Below are 19,762 nucleotides of genomic sequence, written 5' to 3' on the forward strand. Positions count from 1 at the left end.
AGTGACACCATGGCCAAAGAGTTGCGCTACAACGCCGAAGCGCGGCTACGGCTGGAACGGGGCGTCAACGCCCTGGCAGACGCAGTCAAGGTGACCCTCGGACCCAAGGGCCGCAACGCGGTCCTCGAGAAGCTCACCGGCCCACCCACCATCACCAACGACGGGGTCACCATCGCCCGGGAGATCCAACTGCGAGATCCCTTCGCCAACATGGGCGCCCAGTTGGTCAAAGAAGTCGCCATGAAGACCAACGGGGTGGTCGGCGACGGCACCACCACCGCCACGGTGCTGGCGCAGGCCATGGTCCGCGAAGGCCTACGTGCCGTCGATCAGGGCGCCAACCCGATGCGCGTCCGCCGCGGTATCGAACGAGCGGTCGCCGCCGTGATCGACGCGCTGACCGATCAGGCCGTGCAGATCGGCGGCCGGGCCGATCTCGAACGGATCGCCAGTCTGGCCGCCAGCGACGACGAGGTCATCGGGGCAGTGATCGCGTCGGCTGTCGAGCATGTCGGCCGCACCGGTGTGATCACCACCGAGGAGAGCGACGCCCTCGGACTGTCCGTCGACGTGGTCGACGGGATCGAGTTCGACCACGGCTACATCTCCGGCTACATGGTCACCGACCACGAACGCATGGAGGCCGTCCTCGACAACCCGGTCGTGCTGCTGACGAACAAGAAGATCACCTCGGTGCAGGAGATCATGCCCGCCGTCGAGTCGGCCAAGCGTGCCGACCGGCCGCTGCTGGTCCTGGCCGAGGAGGTCGACGGTCCTGCCCTGCAACTGCTGGTCGGCGGCAACATGCACAAGACGATGCAATCGGTGGTGGTGCGAGCCCCCGGTTTCGGACACCGGCGGGTCGCCGAACTCGAGGACCTCGCGATAGCGCTCGGCGGGCAGGTGATCGCCAAGGACACCGGACTCGAGCTCTCGGAGGTTTCGCTCGAGCTTCTGGGCACCTGCGACCGGGTCACGGTCACCGAGAACGAGACCACGATAGTCGGCGCGCATGGCGACCAGTCGATGGTCGACGCACGAGTCGGGCAGCTCGAGGCACAGTTCGGTCGGGCCCGTATCGATGCCGACCGCGACGTCCTCGAACTGCGGATCGCGCGGCTGACCGGCCGGGTGGCCGTCATCCGGGTCGGCGGCGTCACCAGCGTCGAACTCAAGGAACGCATGCTCCGCGTCGAGGACGCACTGGCCGCGACGCGAGCAGCCGTGGAGGCAGGCATCGTGTCCGGCGGCGGCACGGCCCTCGCCCAAGCCCATCGCGCGCTGGAGGCATTGACCACCGATGGCGACCCGGTGGGTGCCGAAGCGGTCGCCGACGAAGCGGTCGGCATCGACGTGGTGCGGCGCTCACTCGCCGAACCGCTGCGCTGGATCGCCATGAACGCCGGATTCGATGGGGACGAGGTGGTGCGTGTAGTGACCGGACTGCCCATCGGGCACGGCTTCAACGCGCTGACCGGTGGGTACGGCGACATGTTCGACGAAGGTGTGATCGACCCGTGCAAGGTGACGCGGGCAGCACTGGAGAGCGCCGCATCCATCGCGGCGCTGTTGATCACCACCGAGACCGCAGTGGTGGAGGAGGTGCTCACCCATCCCGGCGCGATCGATGCGCCCGGCTTCGGCGACCTGGCCGAAGGGATGGTGCGGCCGTCGAACATCTACTGACCGGCGGGCCCCGCGCGGGCCTCCCCTGAACTGGGCCGGCCGCGATCCGGACGAGTGCGTTCGCGGCGTTGATCGCGGCCGGCCCTCCTCGCCACGATGACCGCATAACCAGGTTCTGTGCGGTGCGCGAGACGTTAGACTCGAACCGGTGTGAGATCCGCATCACAGCGCGGTCCACATCACAGAGGAGTTTGTTTGTCTGTGGGATTTCAGCCGACATCACCGAAACCACCGACCGCGGTCGCTGCGGCACGGGAGCGATTCCTGTCCGACGACAACATGCCGGTCGGGGTACGCGAGAGCATCTCGACGTCGTGGCGCCGATCGCGTGACTTCAACGTGCACGCCGATCGTCTGGAACTACCGTTCGTGCGCGAACCCAACCTGGAGAGTCCGCTGGTCAGCGCGGCCCGTCCAGTCATCCGACAGCTCGCCGACGACCTGTCCGCCGAACCGGTCAGCATCATCCTGACCTCCGCGGATGGGGTCGTGCTGTCGCGGGCCACGGCACATCGGCCGCTCGAGCGCAGGCTCGACGAGGTGAGTCTGGCCCCCGGCTACAGCTACCGCGAGGAACACGCCGGCACCAACGGGATCGGGACCGCACTGGAGAATCGGCAGGCCACCCTGGTCCGCGGCTCCGAGCATTACGCCGGGGTCCTCGCCGACCTGTCCTGCGCAGGGGTGCCGATCGTGCACCCCGTGTCCGGGACGTGTGTGGGTGCGCTCGATCTCACCGGACTCGCCGACGACGGCGGCCCGTTGTTGCTGTCGCTCGCGAAGTCGGCGACGGCACAGATCGAACAGCGGATGCTGTCCCAGGCGAGCGAACGCGAGTCGCGGCTGCTGAACGCATACCTGACCACCTGTCGACGTGCACCGCAGATGATGGTGTTGGCCATCGCGGGCGAGGTCGTGCTGATGAATCGGCGGTTGCGGCTGGCCATCGATCCCCAAGATCAGATCTCGCTGCTCGAGCACGCCGTCGATCAGACGCTCGACACCACGGCATCGCGCCGGGTCGGCACGATGGCCAGCGGGCGGGTCGCGCGACTGTCACCGATCCCAGAGTTCTGGGATGAAACAGCGGGAATGGCCATCTTCCACGTGCACCTGATCGATACCGGCAAACACACAGAACCGCCCATGACCCGGCGCCGCGGCTCGGCGTTGCCCGGCGTCGTGGGGCGTAGTTCGTCGTGGCATCAGTCCTGTGATCGGGTGGTCCGCTACCTCCGCGCGGGTGACTGGCTCGCCGTGTCCGGCGAGACCGGCACCGGACGATCCACTGTGCTGCGCGCCGGAGCCGCCCTGACCCGGGGCAACGTTCGGGTGTTTGCGGCGGCCGATCTCCAGATACCGGAGTCCCTCGACGCCCTCGACAGCGAACTCGACCGGGACGACTTCAGCGTGATACTGCGCGACATCGACACGCTCGACGGCGACACGTTGGCCACGATCGCCGACATGCTGCAGGGCCGCGAAGGGGCCGGCTGGGTGGGGGTGACAGTCGGCGATGTGACCGTCGATGCACTGCACGACGCGGATGCCGCGGCCATCCTGCTCCCGTTCTTCACCCACACGGTGCCCATCCCGCCACTGCGCCATCGCATCGAAGATCTGCACGACCTGATCCCGGCGCTGCTGCGGCAACTCACCCGCGGGCGCGAGCTGACGGTGTCGTCGGCGGCCATGCGTCAGCTCACCAAGTACAGCTGGCCCGGAAACGTCGCCGAACTCCGGCAGATCCTGCGCCAGATCGTCACCCACCAACGATCCGGTGTCATCGACGTGAACCAGCTTCCGCCGACGTGCCGCGCCCTCAGTCGACACACGCTCACCCGGATCGAGGCCATGGAACGCGACGCGATCATCCGAAGCCTAGAGGAAAACGGTGGGCACAAACCGGCCGCCGCTGCCGCGCTGGGTATCTCACGCGCCACGATCTACCGCAAGATCAAGGAATTCGGCATCGACGTGTGACAGCTCGGATGGCGGTGGCACCACCCACCGCTGTGCGCACCCGGCGCTCTGCCTACTCGGGCGCACCCGGCAACGGCTTGCGCCAGGCACCGATCCGCACATCGATCCGGTCATGATGTCCGCCCGACCAGATCACCTCGAGGTCGTGGCTGCGCAGCACTGCGACGATCTGTTCGGCCAACATCGTCTCGGTCTGCTCGTAGGCGAGGTGTTCGGCGTCGGTGTCGCCGTCCGACATCGCATCCAGTACCGATTCCGATACGGATTCGTGCGGCCGGAAACCGCTGTAGGACAGGGACAGAACAGGGTCGTCGTCGGCGATGTGGCCTGCGTCGGCCTCGGCGAAGAAGACATAGGCCCACTCACGAAACTTGTACCAGTCGTCGCGCTCGGGCGCCGGGGTGCGTTCGGCGTCGATGAGCGCAGTCGCACAGCGCGCGCAGCAGGCGAAGTTCATCCGGGCCAGGACGCCTGCGGCATCGAGTTCGGCGAACGCGGCACTCAACCGGCCGAAGTCACCGGTGTCGTTCCACGCAGCCTCCTCCGCACGTCGGGCGACCCACATTCGTCGTACCTCGGCGGTCACCTCGTCGGCCGACGCACCGTTGTCCTCGGCCCAATCGCGCGCGTCGGACTCGACCTCGTCGAGGTCGGTGAACCCCGGCGCCAGTCGCGACCTGATCAGCTGTCGTAGATCGGTGAGACGTTCTCCCCGCATCACGCTCCCATCGTCGATCCCCACGAAGTTTGGACGCACCGGCAGGCGTCGGGGTTCCGGCTCGACGGGGTTTCGTTCGTTCGAAGGACCGCCGAGCACTCGTCGCCACCACGACTTCGGCTGTTCGACCGACACCGGTCGCGTACGCTCACCGACGTGTCCCCCAGCGATGCATCCTCCGGCCACGACCCGTCCGGGCCGCTGTCCTTCGTAGACGAACGCACCGCCTTGGCCGCTGCAGCGCACCGGCTGCACCGGACCGGGATGACACACGGTACCGGTGGCAACCTGTCGATCCGGTGTGGCGACACCGTGATCTTGACGCCGTCGGGCTGCCGATTGGCCGACGTCACCGCCGACCACATGGTCCTCGTCGATCTCGACGGTACGGTCGTCGAGGACACCGTCCACCGCCCGACGTCGGAACTGCGAATCCACCTCGACATCTACCGGCGCACAACGGCACGCGCGGTCGCCCATGCCCACCCGGTGGCGTCGATCGCGGTGGCCAACATCGTCGACGAGTTGCCGGTGGTCCACTACACGGCGGCGTTGACCGGCGGGTCGGTCCGGGTGGCCGCCTACGCGGTCTTCGGCAGCGAGGCACTCGGCGACGCGGTGGCCGCCGCGTTAATCGACCGGACTGCGGCGCTGATGCGCAACCACGGATCGGTCGCCTATGGCGATGACATCGACATGGCCTGCGAGCGTATCGAACTCGTCGATTGGCTGGCCGACATCTACCTGCGTTCGGCTGCGGTGGCGACGCCGGCATCCCTTACCTCCGACGAGGTCGTCGAGGTGATCGCCACGGCGCTGCAACGACAGTACTCACCATTTCCCGGGAGGAAGACATGAGGATAGCGACGCTCGGCGCGCATGTTCTCGACGTGCTGGCACAACCGGTCGATGAGATCCCGGACGGTCAGGGTGCCGTGCTGGTGCAGAGTATCCGGATGTCGGCGGCCGGCCCGGCCGGCGGCACCGCGATCACCCTGGCCAAACTGGGCGTCGAGGTCCACACCGTAGGCGCGGTCGGCGACGACGACCCCGCCGGCATGCTGAGGATGATGCTCGGACGGTTCGGCGTGCACACCGACCACCTGGTGGCCGTCGCCCAGCCGACCTCGATGAGCGTGCTGCCCATTCGCAGCAACGGTGACCGGCCGGCGCTGCATGTTCCGGGCGCCAACCTCGCCTACCCCCTTCCCGATGCACCTCGCGACCTGCTGACCACGGTCGATCACGTCCACGTAGGTGCTCCCGAACTGCTCAACCCGCCGGAGCTGGCGCCGCTGCTCGCCGACATCCGCGCAACCGGTGTCACCGTGTCCGCCGACATCCTCACCGACGGCGATCCGGGTGTCCTCGCCTGGCTCGAACCGGTGCTGCCCCACCTCGACTACCTGTTGCCCAACGACGATCAGATACGTGGACTGACCGGCGAGAGCGATCTGGTGGCCGCCTGTCGCCGGCTGATCGATCGCGGCGTCGCAACCGTGGCACCGACCGCCGGCGCAGACGGCGCCTATGTGGTTACCGCCGAGACCACCGACCACGCAGCCGCACACGATGTCGACGTCGTGGACACGAGCGGCTGCGGCGACGCTTTCTCGGCCGGTTTCCTCGCCGCGCGCGTACACGGACTCTCCCTACTCGAGTCGGCCGAGATCGGTTGCGCGGTGGCCGGAATCGTGGCAACAGGATTGGGTTCGGACCACGGCGAGATGTCGTGGGACACCGTGTCGCGCGAGCGCTGAGTCGGTGACCTGGGGGTCGGTCGGATGACCGACCCCCAGGTTTCTGGGTGCGCGATTCCCCGGTTGATCGGGATGGGCAACGTGGCGGCGACGAGCCAGGCTCATAACCATGAACACACCAACCGACACCATCGTTGCCATCAACCCGACGACCTGGAACGCCCCGTTCCGCTTCGACCACGCCCAGTTGCGACCTGCCCCCAGCCAAGTGCTGAGCATTGCCGGGCAGGCTTCTGTCGCCGACGATGGCACCGTCGTGCACGAGGGCGACGTGGCGGCCCAACTGTCGCTTGCGGTCCACCACATCGAAGAGATCCTCGCTTCGGCGCAGATGACCCTCGCCGACGTCTTCATGATGACCATCTACACCACCGACGTCGCAGCCACCCTGGCCGCGTATGAGGCGCTCACCGAACGACTCGACGTACACGGCGCCACCCCGCCGGCCGCCCTGGTCGGGGTCACCGCCCTCGCGCTACCCGGTCTCGCCGTCGAGATCGCGGTGCAGGCGGGGCGCTGAGTTTCGTCGTCCCAATCCCGTTGTGCGGCCCTCTCACCGCAACCACGGTCCCCCAACGTAATTCATCAACGCACACCGATTCATCCAAGGAGAAACCATGTCCATCACCACCCCCGAAGAACACATCCCGCCCGCCGGTCCCCTCGACGTCACAGAACTCGACGCGGCCGTCGCCGGCCCGGTGCTCACCCCCGACGACGCCGACTACCCCACCGAACTGGCCGGTTTCAACGCGGCCGCCACACCCGCGCCGGCCGTCGTCGTGGGCGCGACGTCGCCGGCCGACGTCGCCGAGGCAGTGCGCTATGCCCGCGCCAACGGACTGCGTGTGGGCGTCCGGGCCACCGGACACGGGCCCGTCATCTCCGGCCGTGGCCACCTGACCATCACCACCTCCCGCATGACCGACATCCAGGTCGACGCCGCGGCCAAGACCGCCCGGGTCGCCGCCGGGGTCCGGTGGCGCGATCTCGCTGCCGCAACGGCACCGCACGGGCTGACCGGGCTGGTCGGGTCGTCGTCATCGGTGGGCATCGTCGGCTACACGCTCGGTGGTGGACTCAGCCCGCTGGGACGGCAATTCGGCTTCGCCGCCGACCGGGTACGACGTATCGAACTGGTGACCGCCGACGGTGTCATCCGGACGGTCGACGCGGGTGCGGGTTCCGACCTGTTCTGGGCACTGCTCGGGGGCCGCGACGGGTGCGGCATCGTCACCGCGATCGAACTCGACCTGATCGATCTGGCCACCATCTACGGAGGTGGTGTCTTCTTCGCCGGCGATGCGGCCGAGCAGGTGCTGCACGCGTGGCGCGACTGGGCGCCCACCCTGCCGGACACCGCCGGATCGTCGGTGGCCATCGTGCGGCTCCCACCGGATCCGAATCTGCCGCCACCGCTGCAGGGACAAACTGTCGTGCACGTGCGTTTCACCTACACCGGCGATCCCGCCGTGGGTGCGCAGATGCTGGCGCCGATGATGTCCGCCGGACCAGTGTTGTTGAGCAACGTCGACGTCCTGCCGACGGCTGCCCTCGACGCGGTGCACATGGACCCGCCCGGTCCGCTCCCGAGCGTCGAGCGCGGATGCGGTATCCGTGATCTACCGGCCGAGGCCGTCGACGCGGTGTTGGCCGTCGCCGGACCGCAGGTCGCGAGTCCGCTGGCCATTGTCGAGATCCGACTGCTCGGCGGTGCGCTCGCCTCACCGCAGGGCGTGCCCAACGCGGTGACCGGGCGCGCGGCCCGCTATTGCGTGATGGCGACCGGGGTACCCGCGGGACCGCTGGGCGATCAGGCCGGCGCCCACGTCGCCGCCGTCAACGGCGCCCTCTCCCCATGGGCGAGCGACGGTCTGCTCAACTTCGCGGGCCAGACCCCGGCCGCCGAGCTGTCCACACTCTGGACAGCCGCCGACTGGTCGCGACTCGAGGAGATCCGACGCCGCCACGACCCCGCGGGGATGTTCACCCGGATCGGCTGATCACACACTGACGGCGAGGGTGCACCGCGCACCCTCGCCGCGGGCTGTCCGAATTCCCCCAAATTTCTGGGATAGACAGATGACCTGCGAAAACGGAGAATCTTTTCATGACGACGAGTCTGACTGCCGAGCGCGTTCGCAGTGATGTCGACGTACTCGCCCGCGCCGGTCTCGACGTCGGCGACTTTCTCGGTGAGGCGATCGGTTCGCTGATTCGCGCCGTACCGCACGCGGCGGCGTGTATGGCGACCGTGGATCCCAACACTCTGCTGCTGACCAGCACCCGCAAGTTCGGAAACCTGTTGGGGCGCAACGAGCACGACGACGAGTGGGGACTGCGGGAGTACGGGGCACCGGAGTGTTCGTCGTTTCGGCAGCTCGCCCGCGCCGGTGTCGATGCCGTCGGCATGCACGACCTGACGGCGGGCCGAACCCAGGATTCACCCCGCATGCACGAGTTCATGCGGCCGCACTATGACTTCACCGACGAAGCGCGGCTCATCCTGCGTGACGGCGACCAGGTGTGGGGTGGCATCGCCTTCTTCCGCGAGCTCGACGAGCAGCCGTTCATCCCGAGCGAGATCGAATTCCTGCGGACGTTGTCCCAGCCGCTCGCCCGGGGCGTCCGCACGGGTTTGCTCGCGAGCATCGTCGCGGAGCCGCAGACGACGCCCTCAGGACCCTGCGTACTCATCGTCGACAGTTCCAATCAGATGATCCAGATGAGCGCCGGCGCCGAGGAGCGGGTGGCCGATCTGCTGTCCGGGGCGAACAGTGGTGCCGCGACGTCGGTGATCACCAGCCTGGTGAGCGCCGCACGCCGTTACGGGCGGGGCGAATCCGATGTCCCACCGAGGCTGCGGGTACGCGGCGCATCGGGCATGTGGCTTCTCGTGCACGCCTCGCCCTTGTCGAGCACCGTCGATCGCGTAGGCGAGGTGGTGGTCACCATCGAGGAGGCACGGCCGCCGGAGATCGTGCCACTCGTGGTGGCCGCCTTCGGCCTCACGTCCCGCGAGCGCGACGTCACCCAGATGGTGCTGCAGGGGGTCGCAACCAAGGACATCGCCACAACGCTGCACGTATCCGCCTATACCGTCCAGGACCATCTCAAGTCGATCTTCGACAAGGCGGGCGTGCGCAGCCGCCGCGAACTGATCGCGCGCGTCTATTTCGACCAATACGCACCCCGGATGAACGATCCGCTGCTGCCATCGGGGTCTTACTCCGCCGGCCCATCCGAGCTGATGTGACCGACGGTGCCGTCAGTGGTTGATGCCGTCGAGTGCTCGATCGACTGTCGGACGAATGGGTCGTTCCGATCTTGCGCGTTCTGGGCGGCGATGGCCCGGACGGGGCCGGAAGTCGCCGAGATCGACTTCACTGCGTTCACGTCAAAGCCACAACACTGCAGGTCCCCGGGCGGCTGGTCTTACGCCGCATCCCGACCTCCGGTCGCAGGGCGACGGGCCTGTTTCAGATGTGTCGGTCTCATTCGTTTTTCACCACCAGCGACCTCGACACCGTGACCGCCGACAGGACCCACCGCGATCATCGAGCAGATCCACCCCGACGCTGGTGTGTGCAGTGATCGCGTTCAACCTCACCCGTGCCGCCGCCACGGTAACGGCAGATGGGCTAGAGCGGAGGCTTTCCGCCGCACCCCGATCTGCCCTAACCATTCGCGCCGACGGGCCCGAACCTGAAATCCATTGACACATACCGAAGTTCGAGATCGGCAACTCACACACGCCCGCCACCAGCCCCAGCCCGCTCAACACGATTCACCGCGACCGAATCATCGATCGGCGGCTCGAGGCCAATCCAGCCGAACTTGCCGCACGTTCGGGCGAATTGTCTTCTCGCGGTGATTTCTACCCACAACGCGAAACTCCTGTGACTCCTGTTCACCAAAGTCCACTGAAAACAGCAGTTTACACTGCGCACCCATCCAAAACTTCTGTCGCAGAATAATTCTCACCAGAACTTCCTTGACATCGAACATTCTTTCGATTACCTTGGAATCATGAGAACTCCGGGGGATCTCACATCCATCACTGATTCACTGCGTGAGCTGCGCTTCGACGACGACCTGTCCGGTCGTGCAGCGTTCGATGCGATGACCACACTGGTCACATTGCGCAATCTGATCGACCATCACGCCGCGACGGTGGTCGGCCATCTGGACCGACTCGGTGTGGCCCGCGACCACGGCCGCAAACTCAGCGAGTTGTTGATCGTGATGGGGCTCGCGCCGGCGGTGGCGACCCGTCTGATCCGCATCGCGACCGCCCGCGAGAAACTGCCGACCCTGGCCGCGCACGCCGCTGATGGGGCGATCTCCGCCGAGCATGTCGACGCGGTGGGTAAGGGTGTCGATCATGTCGGGAAAAGATCGGCGGAACCGATCGACGATGTGGCGCGTCTAAATATCGTGACCGAACTTCTCGCGCACTTCTTTTCCGGCGCCACCCCCGCCGACATCGGTAAACGCGCGCGTCGTCTGGGCAACCAGGTGGCCGAGGACACCGGTGGGCTACCGGCATCCGAGGACCGCAACCTCAACACGCTCACCCACGATGTCGACGGTGACGGACGCCTACAGGTGCGCGCCGACCTCAACACCGAAGTCGGCGAAAAATTCTCGGCGGCGATGGAAGAGTTGGCGGCACCCCGCCCCGAACCTGACGGTTCACCGGATGCGCGTTCCACCGAGCGCCGGCATGCCGACGCCCTCGAAGCGTTGCTGGATATCGCTGCCCGCAGCGGCGATGCGGCCTCGGCACCCCGTCACCAACTGCTGGTGTCGGTGCCCGCCGATACCCCGGATCTGGCCGAACTACCATTCATGGGGTCGATCACCGAAGCCATGCTGCGCACCCTGACCTGTGACACCACCGCGACCGTCGCGATCGTCGACGGCGAGGCGGTGCCGATGGAGATGAGCAAAGACAAACGCCTGTTCCCAGCCCATCTGCGTAAAGCGTTGCACAAACGCGACGAGTGCTGCATCAAATGCGGTGTGGCGGCCACCCGATGCCAAGGCCATCACATCGTGCATTGGGCTGATGGTGGAATCACGGTGTTGGACAACGGCTGTCTGCTGTGCCCGTCGTGTCATGCCGACATCCACCACAACGGGTGGCAGGTGATCATGGGCCACGACCGACATCCCTGGCTCATCCCACCCGTCGCTGTCGACCCGCACCGGCGACCGATACCGGCCCACAACCGGCGCACCCTCAACCTCGACAACCTACCCGCCGCCGCCTGAGCCACGCCGACCGGCAAGTAGGTCACGCAGCCAAGTCTTCCCACGCACCCGACCCCGGTCGGGACCGCAACCGTCCCTTGAGAACTCCATAGCGTGAACCGGCGACACCACGGTGTCGCGTACCCGACGGCCACCACAGTTGCACGCCAACCAGGGTGGTGCGCGGTACGCGACACCGTGCGCCGGCGGCCACATTGCCCGAAAACCGTATGCGCGTGGCGATCACCGCACCATACGGACCGCAAGCTCCCCGTAGGCTGCACCGAGCTCCACCGGATCCTGGTGAGTGCGCGACGGGAACCACCGGCACACGTCGACACACAACGACGACAGGGCCAGCACTACATCGTCCGCCGCGGTAACGGTGAACTCACCGGAGTCGATCCCGCGATGCACGATCGCGGCCAGCACGTCGGAGGTTTCGCGGCGGATCGCGGTGATCGTCCGATAGTGCTCGCGAGTGAGGCCATGCAGTTCGTATTGCACGACCTTGGCCAGTTCGTGATGCTCGGCCTGCCAGCGGGTGAACTCCTCGATCACGATCCGCAGCCGTTCGGCCGCAGGCAGCGAGTCGTTGTCGGCCTTGCGCAGTGCCGACAAAACGCCCTGATGACCATCCATTGCGATGGCGTAGAGCAGCTCTTCCTTCGACTTGTAGTGCGGGTACATCGCCGCGGCGCTCATGTTCAGCCGTTTGGCGATCTGCCGCGTCGACGTCCCGCCGTAGCCCACCTCGGCGAACGATGCGATGGCGGCCTGACGAATCCGTTCGGCGGCCGCAGAGTCCCGCGTCGTCACCGGCATCTCGCACCTCACTCGATCAAGGGCCTTGTTGACCTCATCGCACTGTACGATGCATCATAAGCGAGCGCTTAGGAGATGAGCGATCGCTTAGCCAACGAAGGAGCATCATGGCCGCACCACTCTCCCGTCGCGATCTCGAGTTCCTGCTCTACGAGTGGCTCGACGCCGAGGCCCTCACCGCTCGCACTCGTTTTCAGGAGCACTCCCGGGAGACGTTCGACGCGGTGCTCGAGCTCAGCGAAGACCTCGCCACCAAGCGCTTCGCCCCGGTGAACAAGCTCGGCGACCAGCACGAACCCTACGTAGGTGAGGACGGCAAGGTCGTGTTGCCGGCCGAGATCACCTCCGGCATCGCCGAGTTCGTCAAGGCCGGCCTCACCGCAGGCTCCTTCGACGAGGCACTGGGCGGGATGCAGTTGCCCACGGTGATCAGTCGTGCCTCGAGCGCCTGGTTCCAGGCCGCCAATGCGGCGATGTCGTCCTACGCATTCCTCACCGTCGGCAACGCGAACCTGCTCGCCGAATACGGCACCCCCGAGCAGATCGACACCTGGGTGCGACCGATGGTCGAGGGCCGCTTCTTCGGGACCATGTGCCTGTCGGAACCGCAGGCTGGATCGTCGCTGGCCGACATCACCACCAAGGCGCAGCCGCAGTCCGACGGCTCCTACCGCATCACCGGTACCAAGATGTGGATCTCCGCCGGTGAGCACGAACTGTCGGAGAACATCGTGCACCTCGTGCTCGCCAAGGCACCCGGCGGCGAACCGGGCGTGAAGGGCATCTCACTGTTCATCGTGCCGAAGTATCTCGCTGACGGCACCCGCAATGACGTGGCGCTCGTCGGGCTCAATCACAAGATGGGCAATCGCGCCACCACCAACACTCTGCTGAACTTCGGCGACGGAACGCACACCCCGACCGACATTCCCGGCGCGGTCGGATACCTCGTCGGCGCGGAACACCGCGGGTTGTCGTACATGTTCAAGATGATGAACGAGGCCCGCATCGGGGTCGGATTCCTCGCCACCGCACTGGGATACGCCGGTTATCAGGCGTCACTCGAATACGCCAAGGTGCGCACCCAGGGCCGTCCGGTCGATCAGAAGGACCCGGCGAGCAAGCCGATACCGATCGTCGAGCACTCCGACGTCAAGCGGATGCTGCTGGCGCAGAAGTCCTATGTGGAGGGCGCGCTGGCACTGGAGCTGTACTGCAGCAAGCTCGTCGATCTGCAACAGACCGGCTCCGACGAGGAGCAAGCGCGCGCGGGCCTGCTGCTCGACGTACTCACCCCGATCGCCAAGAGTTGGCCATCGCAGTGGTGTCTGGAGGCCAACAGTCTGGCCATCCAGGTGCACGGTGGGTACGGCTACACCAAGGAATTCGATGTCGAGCAGTACTACCGCGACAACCGTCTGAACCCGATCCACGAGGGCACCCACGGCATTCACGGCCTGGATCTGTTGGGCCGCAAGGTCGTCATGGCCGATGGTGCCGGGTTGGCATTGCTGACCGACACCGTCGGCGCCACCATCGATCGCGCCATCGCCGAGCCCGACACCGCAGCGTTCGGCGAACAGCTGCGCACCGCCGTCGACCACCTCGTGGCGACCACGGCGGCCGCCTGGTCGACGGGCGATCCGGCCGTCGCCCTGGCCAACGCCACCACCTATCTCGAGGCCGCCGGCCACATCGTGGTGGCCTGGATGTGGCTCGAACAGCTCCTGGCCGTCGGCGCGAAGACCGGGAACTTTTATGACGGCAAACGCGCAGCGGCTCGCTATTTCTTCGGCTACGAACTGCCCAAGACCCGCACACAGCTCGAGTTGGTCGCGGCACTGGACCGGACCACCCTGGACACCGACCCGGCCTGGCTGTAGCGGGGCCCGCCACGCCACGCCACGCCACGAGATTGAGGAGAACTGCATGTCTATAACAGATCTGTTCGACGTGACCGACAAGGTCGTGATCGTGACCGGCGCGTCGTCGGGGCTCGGGGTGGCGTTCGCCAAGGCCTTCGCCGAGGCGGGCGCCGACATCGTGCTCGCCGCACGGCGTGCCGAGAAGTTGGCCGACACTGCCGCCGAAGTGGAAGCACGGGGCCGCAAAGCCCTCAGCGTGCCCGCCGACATCGCCGATCCCGACCAATGCCAAGCCGTCGTCGACGCCGCGATGGAGGCGTTCGGCCACGTCGACATCTTGATCAACAACGCTGGTATCGGGACGGCGGTGCCGGCGACCCGCGAGACGCCCGATCAGTTCCGATCGGTCATCGACATCAACCTGAACGGGTCGTACTGGATGGCGCAGGCGTGTGCGCGCGTCATGCAACCGGGCAGCGCAATCATCAACATCTCCAGCATCCTCGGACTCACCACTGCCGGGCTCCCCCAGGCCGCGTACTCGGCCAGCAAGGCCGGTGTCATCGGGCTGACCCGAGATCTCGCCCAGCAGTGGGGTTCACGCAAGGGAATTCGGGTCAACGCCATCGCCCCCGGATTCTTCGCCAGCGAGATGACCGACAGCTACCAAGACGGCTACATCGATTCCCAGGCACCGCGCATCCTGCTCGGCCGCATCGGACAAGGCGAGGAACTGGCCGCCGCCGCCATCTGGCTGGCCTCACCTGCCGCCGGGTACGTGACAGGGCAGACCATCCCGGTCGACGGCGGCATCACCGTCACCTAAACCATGCGGCAGCAGACGAATCCAGTTCGATACGTCGCGGTCGGCGACAGTTTCACCGAAGGTCTGGGCGGAGCGCTGGTCGGCGAGCAGGCGCGGGGGTGGGCAGATCTGGTCGCCGACGGGCTCGCCCTGCACCATGGCCACATCGAGTACGCGAATCTGGCGATCCGTGGCCGGTTGTTGGCGCCGATCGCGACCGAGCAGGTCGACGCGGCACTGGCCCTCGATCCACTGCCGACGCTGATGACGTTCAACGGCGGCGGCAACGACATGTTGCGGCGCGGTATCGATCCCGACGGACTGATCGAACTGACCAGGATCGCGGTGCGCCGCTGCGTCGAAGCCGGGATCGACGTGCTGTTGCTCGCCGGCGCGGACCCGTCCGGCGGACTGCCGTTCGGTGACACCATCCGGACCCGCGGGGAGACGCTGACCATTGCGACGGCGGCGCTCGCCGAGGAGATGGGTGTGAGGTTCGTCGATCTCTTCCACGATGCCGAGCTCCGCCGACCCGGGTACTGGTCCGACGATCGACTCCATCTCAACCCCGTCGGCCATCAGCGTGTCGCCGCACAGCTGTTGGCTGCGCTCGGCGTGCACACGGTGCCGATCCCGGATCCACCGCTCGCCGCTGCCGGTCGCGGTCGCGCCGTGGAGGATCTACGATTCGTCCGCACCCATCTCACACCCTGGGTAATCCGGCGCCTGCGTGGTCGCTCATCCGGTGACGATCGAACGGCGAAGCATCCGACCTGGGTCACGGTCGACACGACGTCGGTCGGCTGAGACGCGTAGGGCACCGGAGTTCGTAGACTGTCGGTGACATGGCTGACACCCCTGCGCTGCTCCTGCGCGAACCCGCCCACCGAGTCGATCGACGGTCGATCACGATGTGGCGGATGACGCCCCTGTTGGCGGGGCTCCCCTTGCTCGCTGCCTGCGTCATCGTCGCGGCGCTCGTCGATCAGGTGCGGCTGATCGCCGTCATCGCCGCGATCGTCTGTGCGCTGGTCACTGCGTTCTACGTCACGGTCGTACCGATGTGGCGCTATCGGTTTCACCGTTGGGAGATCAGTGACGAGGCCGTGTACACCCAATCGGGATGGTTCACCCGGTCGCGCGTGATGATCCCGATCGCACGTATCCAGGTCGTCGACACGGCGGCCGGCCCGATCGAACAGTTGCTCAACCTCGCCACGCTTACCGTCACCACCGCATCCTCGGCGGGCACCATCCGTATCGTCGGACTCGACTCAGCTGTCGCACGCACCACCGCCGCCGACCTCACCGCGCGTACGCAGGCCGACACCGATGACGCGACCTGACCCCGGCGCCATCGTCGTCGACCGCCACGACCAGTGGCATCGTCTGTCCCCCTGGATGATGGCGGTCCGCCCCGTAGAGCAACTGCCGCAGCTGATCCCGGTGGCACTGGCGATCGTCTTCGCCGGCCGCAACGCGCCTTTGCTCATGCTGGCGCTCGGCGTCGTCGCCGTGGTGGTGGTCGCCCTGGTCCCGTGGCTGACGACCCGCTATCAGGTGACCGACGAACACGTGCGGGTGCGCAGCGGGTGGCTGACCAAGAAGGTGGCCACCGCCCGCCGGGACCGCGTGCGCAGCGTGGACCTCACCGCATCGCTCCCGCTGCGCATCCTCGGCCTGCAGAAGGTCCGGATCGGTACCGGCGGTGACAAGCAGTCGTCGGTGGTGGAACTCAACGCGATCGGTGCACCCGAAGCCCACGGATTGCACGAATCCCTGATGGCGACCGCGGCGCGCGACAGCGCCCAGACCGCTACACCCTCCGATCGCGTGTCGGCTCCCCAGCAGCTCTCACGCTTTCGGCTGTCCTGGCTGCGCTATGCACCGTTCTCGATGGCAGGGCTCGCCGCGGCCGCCGCCGTCGGTGGGCTCGCCGCGCAGATCGCCGGTGAGGCCGGCCTCTATGAACGTGGGGCCGACATCGCCGAGAGCACCGCCGACCGGCTCCGCGCGATTCCGGTACCGCTGCTCGTCACGACGGCAGTCGTGGCCGTGCTCGTCGTTGGTGCGGTGCTGTCGGTCGCGGGCTACGTACTCGGGTACTGGAACTTCGATCTGAGCCGCAACGGCGACGACGCGACGTTGCGGATTCGGCGCGGACTCCTGACGACCAACGCGACCAGCCTCGATGAGGAACGGATTCGCGGCGTCCACCTTCACGAACCGATCTTGATGCGGCCGCTGCATGGAGCACGTCTGCATGCCATCGCCACCGGATCGTCCAAGAGCCCACTGTTGCTGCCACCCGCACCGGCCGACGAAGCGATCCGTGTCGGCCGGCTGGTGACCCACGACGGCGACGAACTCACGGTGCCGCTGATCCGACACGGTTCCGGGGCCCGGTCGCGACGCCTCACCCGCGGCTTTCTCGGCGGCGCTCTGATCGCCGTCCTGGTGATCGTCGCCGTCGCGGGCCCGCTGACCTGGCCGTGGCTGGCCGTCGCCATCGCCGCTGCGATCGGCGGCAGCGGCCTCGGCGTGGTGCGCTACCGCAATCTCGGATACCGGATCACTGATCGGTCGGTGGTCGTCGCCCCACCGCGGGTCGCGCGTCATCGCTACGCCGTGGCCCGCGACGGTGTCGTCGGCTGGGCCTCGCGCGAATCGTTGTTCCAGCGTCGCCGCGGCGTCGAGACGCTGGTGCTGGCGACCGCCGCCGGCACCGAGGCCTACGCGATGGTCGACCTCGCACCAGAGTCGTCCGCACACGTCATCGACACCGTCTCCCCCGACCTCGTCGCGCCCTTCCTCAGTCAGACCCGTTGACTGGGCGCCGTTTCCCGTCGAGTGGGCACCGTTTACCGTCGAGTGGCTCCCGATGGCCTCGTCCACACGGCACCACGTGCCCACTGAGACACTTGACCAACTTTTTGAGACTGTTTCGCCAACTCGTCCCACGGTCGCTCTAAGAGTGGTAGAAATCACATCAGTCAGTACTGACTGGTTTGTCGAGGGACGGGGACCATGGACATCGACCGAAACGACATCAATCGACGTTCCGCACTCAAGGGTGCGGCTGCCGCAGCGGTGCTGGCCGGCACCGCGGTCGCCTTACCAAATGTGGCGGTGCCGTCGGCCCGAGCGGTCCCGCGCGTCGGCCAGAGCAAGGGCCGCGAGGTGGCCATCTTCGGCGGCGGGATGTCAGGGCTGGCGGCCGCGCACGAACTGATCGAGCGCGGATTCCGGGTGACCGTGTACGAGCCCGCCTTCCTCGGCGGCAAGGCGCGTAGCCACGATGTGCCGAACACCGCACGCGGCGGTCGTCACCATCTGCCGGGAGAACACGGCTTCCGCTTCTATCCAGGCTGCTACCAACATGTTCCGGACACGATGGAGCGCATTCCGCTCGCCGGTGGCGGCGACGTCAAGCACCGTCACCTGGTCAACGTCGAAGCCGCGGTCGTCGCATTCGACGACGCGGGGTACGCGCCGGTGTCGGCCCCCGCCTCGATCATGGGTTTCGTTGACCATGCCGCCGACATCGTCAACCTCGAGAACCTGCGCAACGCACTGACCACCGGTCTGAAGTTCGTGGTGGACATCCCGCCGCATGAGCTGGCCTACTTCGTGGCTCTCGAGCTCGTCATCGCTACCAGTTGCGAGGAACGACGCCTGGGCCAGTGGGAGAAGCAATCTTGGCTGCAGTTCGTCAAAGCAGACGGCAAGTCGCCCGCCTACCGCGCCTACCTGGCGGGCGCACTCACACGTGCCCTGGTCGCGGCGAAGTCACACACCGCGTCTGCTCGCACGATCGGCCAGATCGGCCTGGCGCTGGCCACCTCCGCCACCGGGCTGGTCGGGCAGTACGACGCGGAGCTGGTCAACGGTGGCGTCGACCGGATCCTCAACGGGCCGACCAATCACACCTGGATCGATCCGTGGGTCGCCTATCTCCGGTCGCGTGGGGTGCGCTTCGCCATGCGGACCGGCGTCAGCCGATTCCAGGTGGCGGGCAAACGCATCACCGGTGCCACCATGAGCGACGGCAGCACCGTGACCGCCGATTGGTTCGTCGCGGCGATGCCCATCGACCGACTCAAGCCGTTGCTCACCCCCGACCTCGTGGGTGCCGATCCAACACTGGCCGGAATCCATCGCCTACAAGACGATTGGATGGTCGGCATCCAGTACTTCCTGTCCCGCGAATCCGAGGTGCCGCCGAGTCACATCGCATCACTCGGAACCCCATGGGCGCTGACGGGACTGTTCCAGGCGAAGCCGTGGAATGTCGACTTCGCCAAGACCTACGGGGACGGCACGGTGCGCGACTGCCTGTCCATCGACATCTCCGAATGGGAGAAGCCCGGAATCCTCTACGGCAAGACCGCGAAACAGTGCACCCGCAAGGAGATCGCGCGCGAGGTGTGGGCGCAGATGAGCCGGGCGATGAACGCCGGCGGAAAGCCGATCCTGCGCGATGAGGAACTGGTCAGCTGGTCGCTGGACCCGGGTATCACCTGGTCCCCGACCATCCAGAACGCCACCCCGCTGATGGTCAACACCGCCGGCTCCTACGCGGATCGTCCCACCGCGCACACCCGGCTGCCGAACTTCTTCATCGCCGGCGACCACGTCCGGACCAACATCGATCTGGCGACGATGGAGGGAGCCAACGAATCCGGTCGACGAGCCACCAACGCGATCCTCGCGGCAGCCGACAGTCCCGCACGGCCCGCGCCGGTCTTCCCGTTGTGGGAGTTGCCGATGCTCGATCCGTTCAAGGACGAAGACCGCAAGCGTTATCGCGCGGGTCAACCGCATGTCCTCGACGTCTGACGCCGCAGCACAGCGCGCCGCGTCG

The 19,762-nt window shown here is 66.8% G+C and carries 16 protein-coding genes and 1 pseudogene; 15 read left to right on the plus strand and 2 right to left on the minus strand.

Annotation, left to right across the window (positions count from 1 at the left end):
* Positions 1 to 9: 9 nt before the first annotated feature.
* Positions 10 to 1,686, plus strand: a complete 1,677-nt coding sequence (groL, locus tag L1892_RS18280; protein ID WP_235725070.1) for a chaperonin GroEL — start codon at positions 10 to 12, stop codon at positions 1,684 to 1,686.
* Between the two features lie 201 nt (positions 1,687 to 1,887).
* Positions 1,888 to 3,669 carry a sigma-54-dependent Fis family transcriptional regulator gene (locus L1892_RS18285; RefSeq protein ID WP_494516554.1) on the plus strand — a complete coding sequence of 594 codons (1,782 nt, stop codon included), beginning with the start codon at positions 1,888 to 1,890 and terminating at the stop codon, positions 3,667 to 3,669.
* 52 nt (positions 3,670 to 3,721) lie between these two features.
* Here L1892_RS18285 and L1892_RS18290 read toward each other — a convergent pair whose 3' ends face one another.
* Positions 3,722 to 4,387 carry a DUF6891 domain-containing protein gene (locus L1892_RS18290; protein ID WP_372475228.1) on the minus strand — a complete coding sequence of 222 codons (666 nt, stop codon included), beginning with the start codon at positions 4,385 to 4,387 and terminating at the stop codon, positions 3,722 to 3,724.
* 156 nt (positions 4,388 to 4,543) lie between these two features.
* On the opposite strand from L1892_RS18290, the gene L1892_RS18295 reads away from it, so the two are divergent.
* The 7 genes and pseudogenes from L1892_RS18295 to L1892_RS18325 all read left to right on the plus strand — a co-directional run bounded on the left by L1892_RS18295 (position 4,544) and on the right by L1892_RS18325 (position 11,424).
* Positions 4,544 to 5,245 (plus strand): class II aldolase/adducin family protein, encoded by a 702-nt coding sequence (locus L1892_RS18295; RefSeq protein WP_308191723.1) that lies wholly within the window; start codon positions 4,544 to 4,546, stop codon positions 5,243 to 5,245.
* Positions 5,242 to 6,147, plus strand: a complete 906-nt coding sequence (locus tag L1892_RS18300) for a carbohydrate kinase family protein (protein ID WP_235725072.1) — start codon at positions 5,242 to 5,244, stop codon at positions 6,145 to 6,147. Before L1892_RS18295 ends, L1892_RS18300 begins: the two co-directional genes overlap by 4 nt.
* Positions 6,148 to 6,256: 109 nt before the next feature.
* Entirely contained in the window at positions 6,257 to 6,667 is a 411-nt protein-coding gene (locus L1892_RS18305) for a RidA family protein (RefSeq protein WP_235725073.1), read from the plus strand.
* Between the two features lie 97 nt (positions 6,668 to 6,764).
* A complete protein-coding gene (locus tag L1892_RS18310; RefSeq protein WP_235725074.1) occupies positions 6,765 to 8,150 on the plus strand; it encodes an FAD-binding oxidoreductase in 1,386 nt (461 codons plus the stop codon).
* 107 nt (positions 8,151 to 8,257) lie between these two features.
* Positions 8,258 to 9,403, plus strand: coding sequence for a helix-turn-helix transcriptional regulator (locus L1892_RS18315; RefSeq protein WP_235725075.1), 1,146 nt, complete (start codon positions 8,258 to 8,260; stop codon positions 9,401 to 9,403).
* Between the two features lie 108 nt (positions 9,404 to 9,511).
* Positions 9,512 to 9,705 (plus strand): annotated as a pseudogene (locus L1892_RS18320) (IS1380 family transposase); the annotation flags it as partial.
* A 471-nt stretch (positions 9,706 to 10,176) separates the two neighbouring features.
* Entirely contained in the window at positions 10,177 to 11,424 is a 1,248-nt protein-coding gene (locus L1892_RS18325; RefSeq protein ID WP_235725076.1) for an HNH endonuclease, read from the plus strand.
* Positions 11,425 to 11,646: 222 nt separating this feature from the next.
* Here L1892_RS18325 and L1892_RS18330 read toward each other — a convergent pair whose 3' ends face one another.
* Positions 11,647 to 12,228: a TetR/AcrR family transcriptional regulator gene (locus tag L1892_RS18330; RefSeq protein WP_372475213.1), complete on the minus strand. Its 582-nt coding sequence runs from the start codon at positions 12,226 to 12,228 to the stop codon at positions 11,647 to 11,649.
* 107 nt (positions 12,229 to 12,335) lie between these two features.
* Between L1892_RS18330 and L1892_RS18335 the strand changes: the two genes are divergently transcribed.
* From L1892_RS18335 to L1892_RS18360, 6 genes are all read left to right on the plus strand, one after another.
* Positions 12,336 to 14,111, plus strand: a complete 1,776-nt coding sequence (locus tag L1892_RS18335) for an acyl-CoA dehydrogenase (protein WP_235725078.1) — start codon at positions 12,336 to 12,338, stop codon at positions 14,109 to 14,111.
* A gap of 46 nt (positions 14,112 to 14,157) precedes the next feature.
* Positions 14,158 to 14,919, plus strand: coding sequence for an SDR family NAD(P)-dependent oxidoreductase (locus L1892_RS18340; RefSeq protein WP_235725079.1), 762 nt, complete (start codon positions 14,158 to 14,160; stop codon positions 14,917 to 14,919).
* A gap of 3 nt (positions 14,920 to 14,922) precedes the next feature.
* The gene (locus L1892_RS18345) at positions 14,923 to 15,705 is read left to right on the plus strand and encodes an SGNH/GDSL hydrolase family protein (RefSeq protein WP_235725080.1); all 783 of its coding nucleotides are present in this window, start codon (positions 14,923 to 14,925) and stop codon (positions 15,703 to 15,705) included.
* A 38-nt stretch (positions 15,706 to 15,743) separates the two neighbouring features.
* The gene (locus L1892_RS18350) at positions 15,744 to 16,244 is read left to right on the plus strand and encodes a PH domain-containing protein (RefSeq protein ID WP_235725081.1); all 501 of its coding nucleotides are present in this window, start codon (positions 15,744 to 15,746) and stop codon (positions 16,242 to 16,244) included.
* On the plus strand, positions 16,231 to 17,727 hold the full coding sequence (locus tag L1892_RS18355) for a PH domain-containing protein (RefSeq protein ID WP_235725082.1): 1,497 nt from the start codon (positions 16,231 to 16,233) through the stop codon (positions 17,725 to 17,727). The genes L1892_RS18350 and L1892_RS18355 overlap by 14 nt, the downstream gene beginning before the upstream one ends.
* A 198-nt stretch (positions 17,728 to 17,925) precedes the next feature.
* Complete coding sequence (locus L1892_RS18360; RefSeq protein WP_235725083.1) at positions 17,926 to 19,737, plus strand: hydroxysqualene dehydroxylase; 1,812 nt, start codon at positions 17,926 to 17,928, stop codon at positions 19,735 to 19,737.
* Positions 19,738 to 19,762: the final 25 nt, after the last annotated feature.

The organism is Gordonia tangerina (genome assembly GCF_021556435.1).
GTDB lineage: Bacteria > Actinomycetota > Actinomycetes > Mycobacteriales > Mycobacteriaceae > Gordonia > Gordonia tangerina.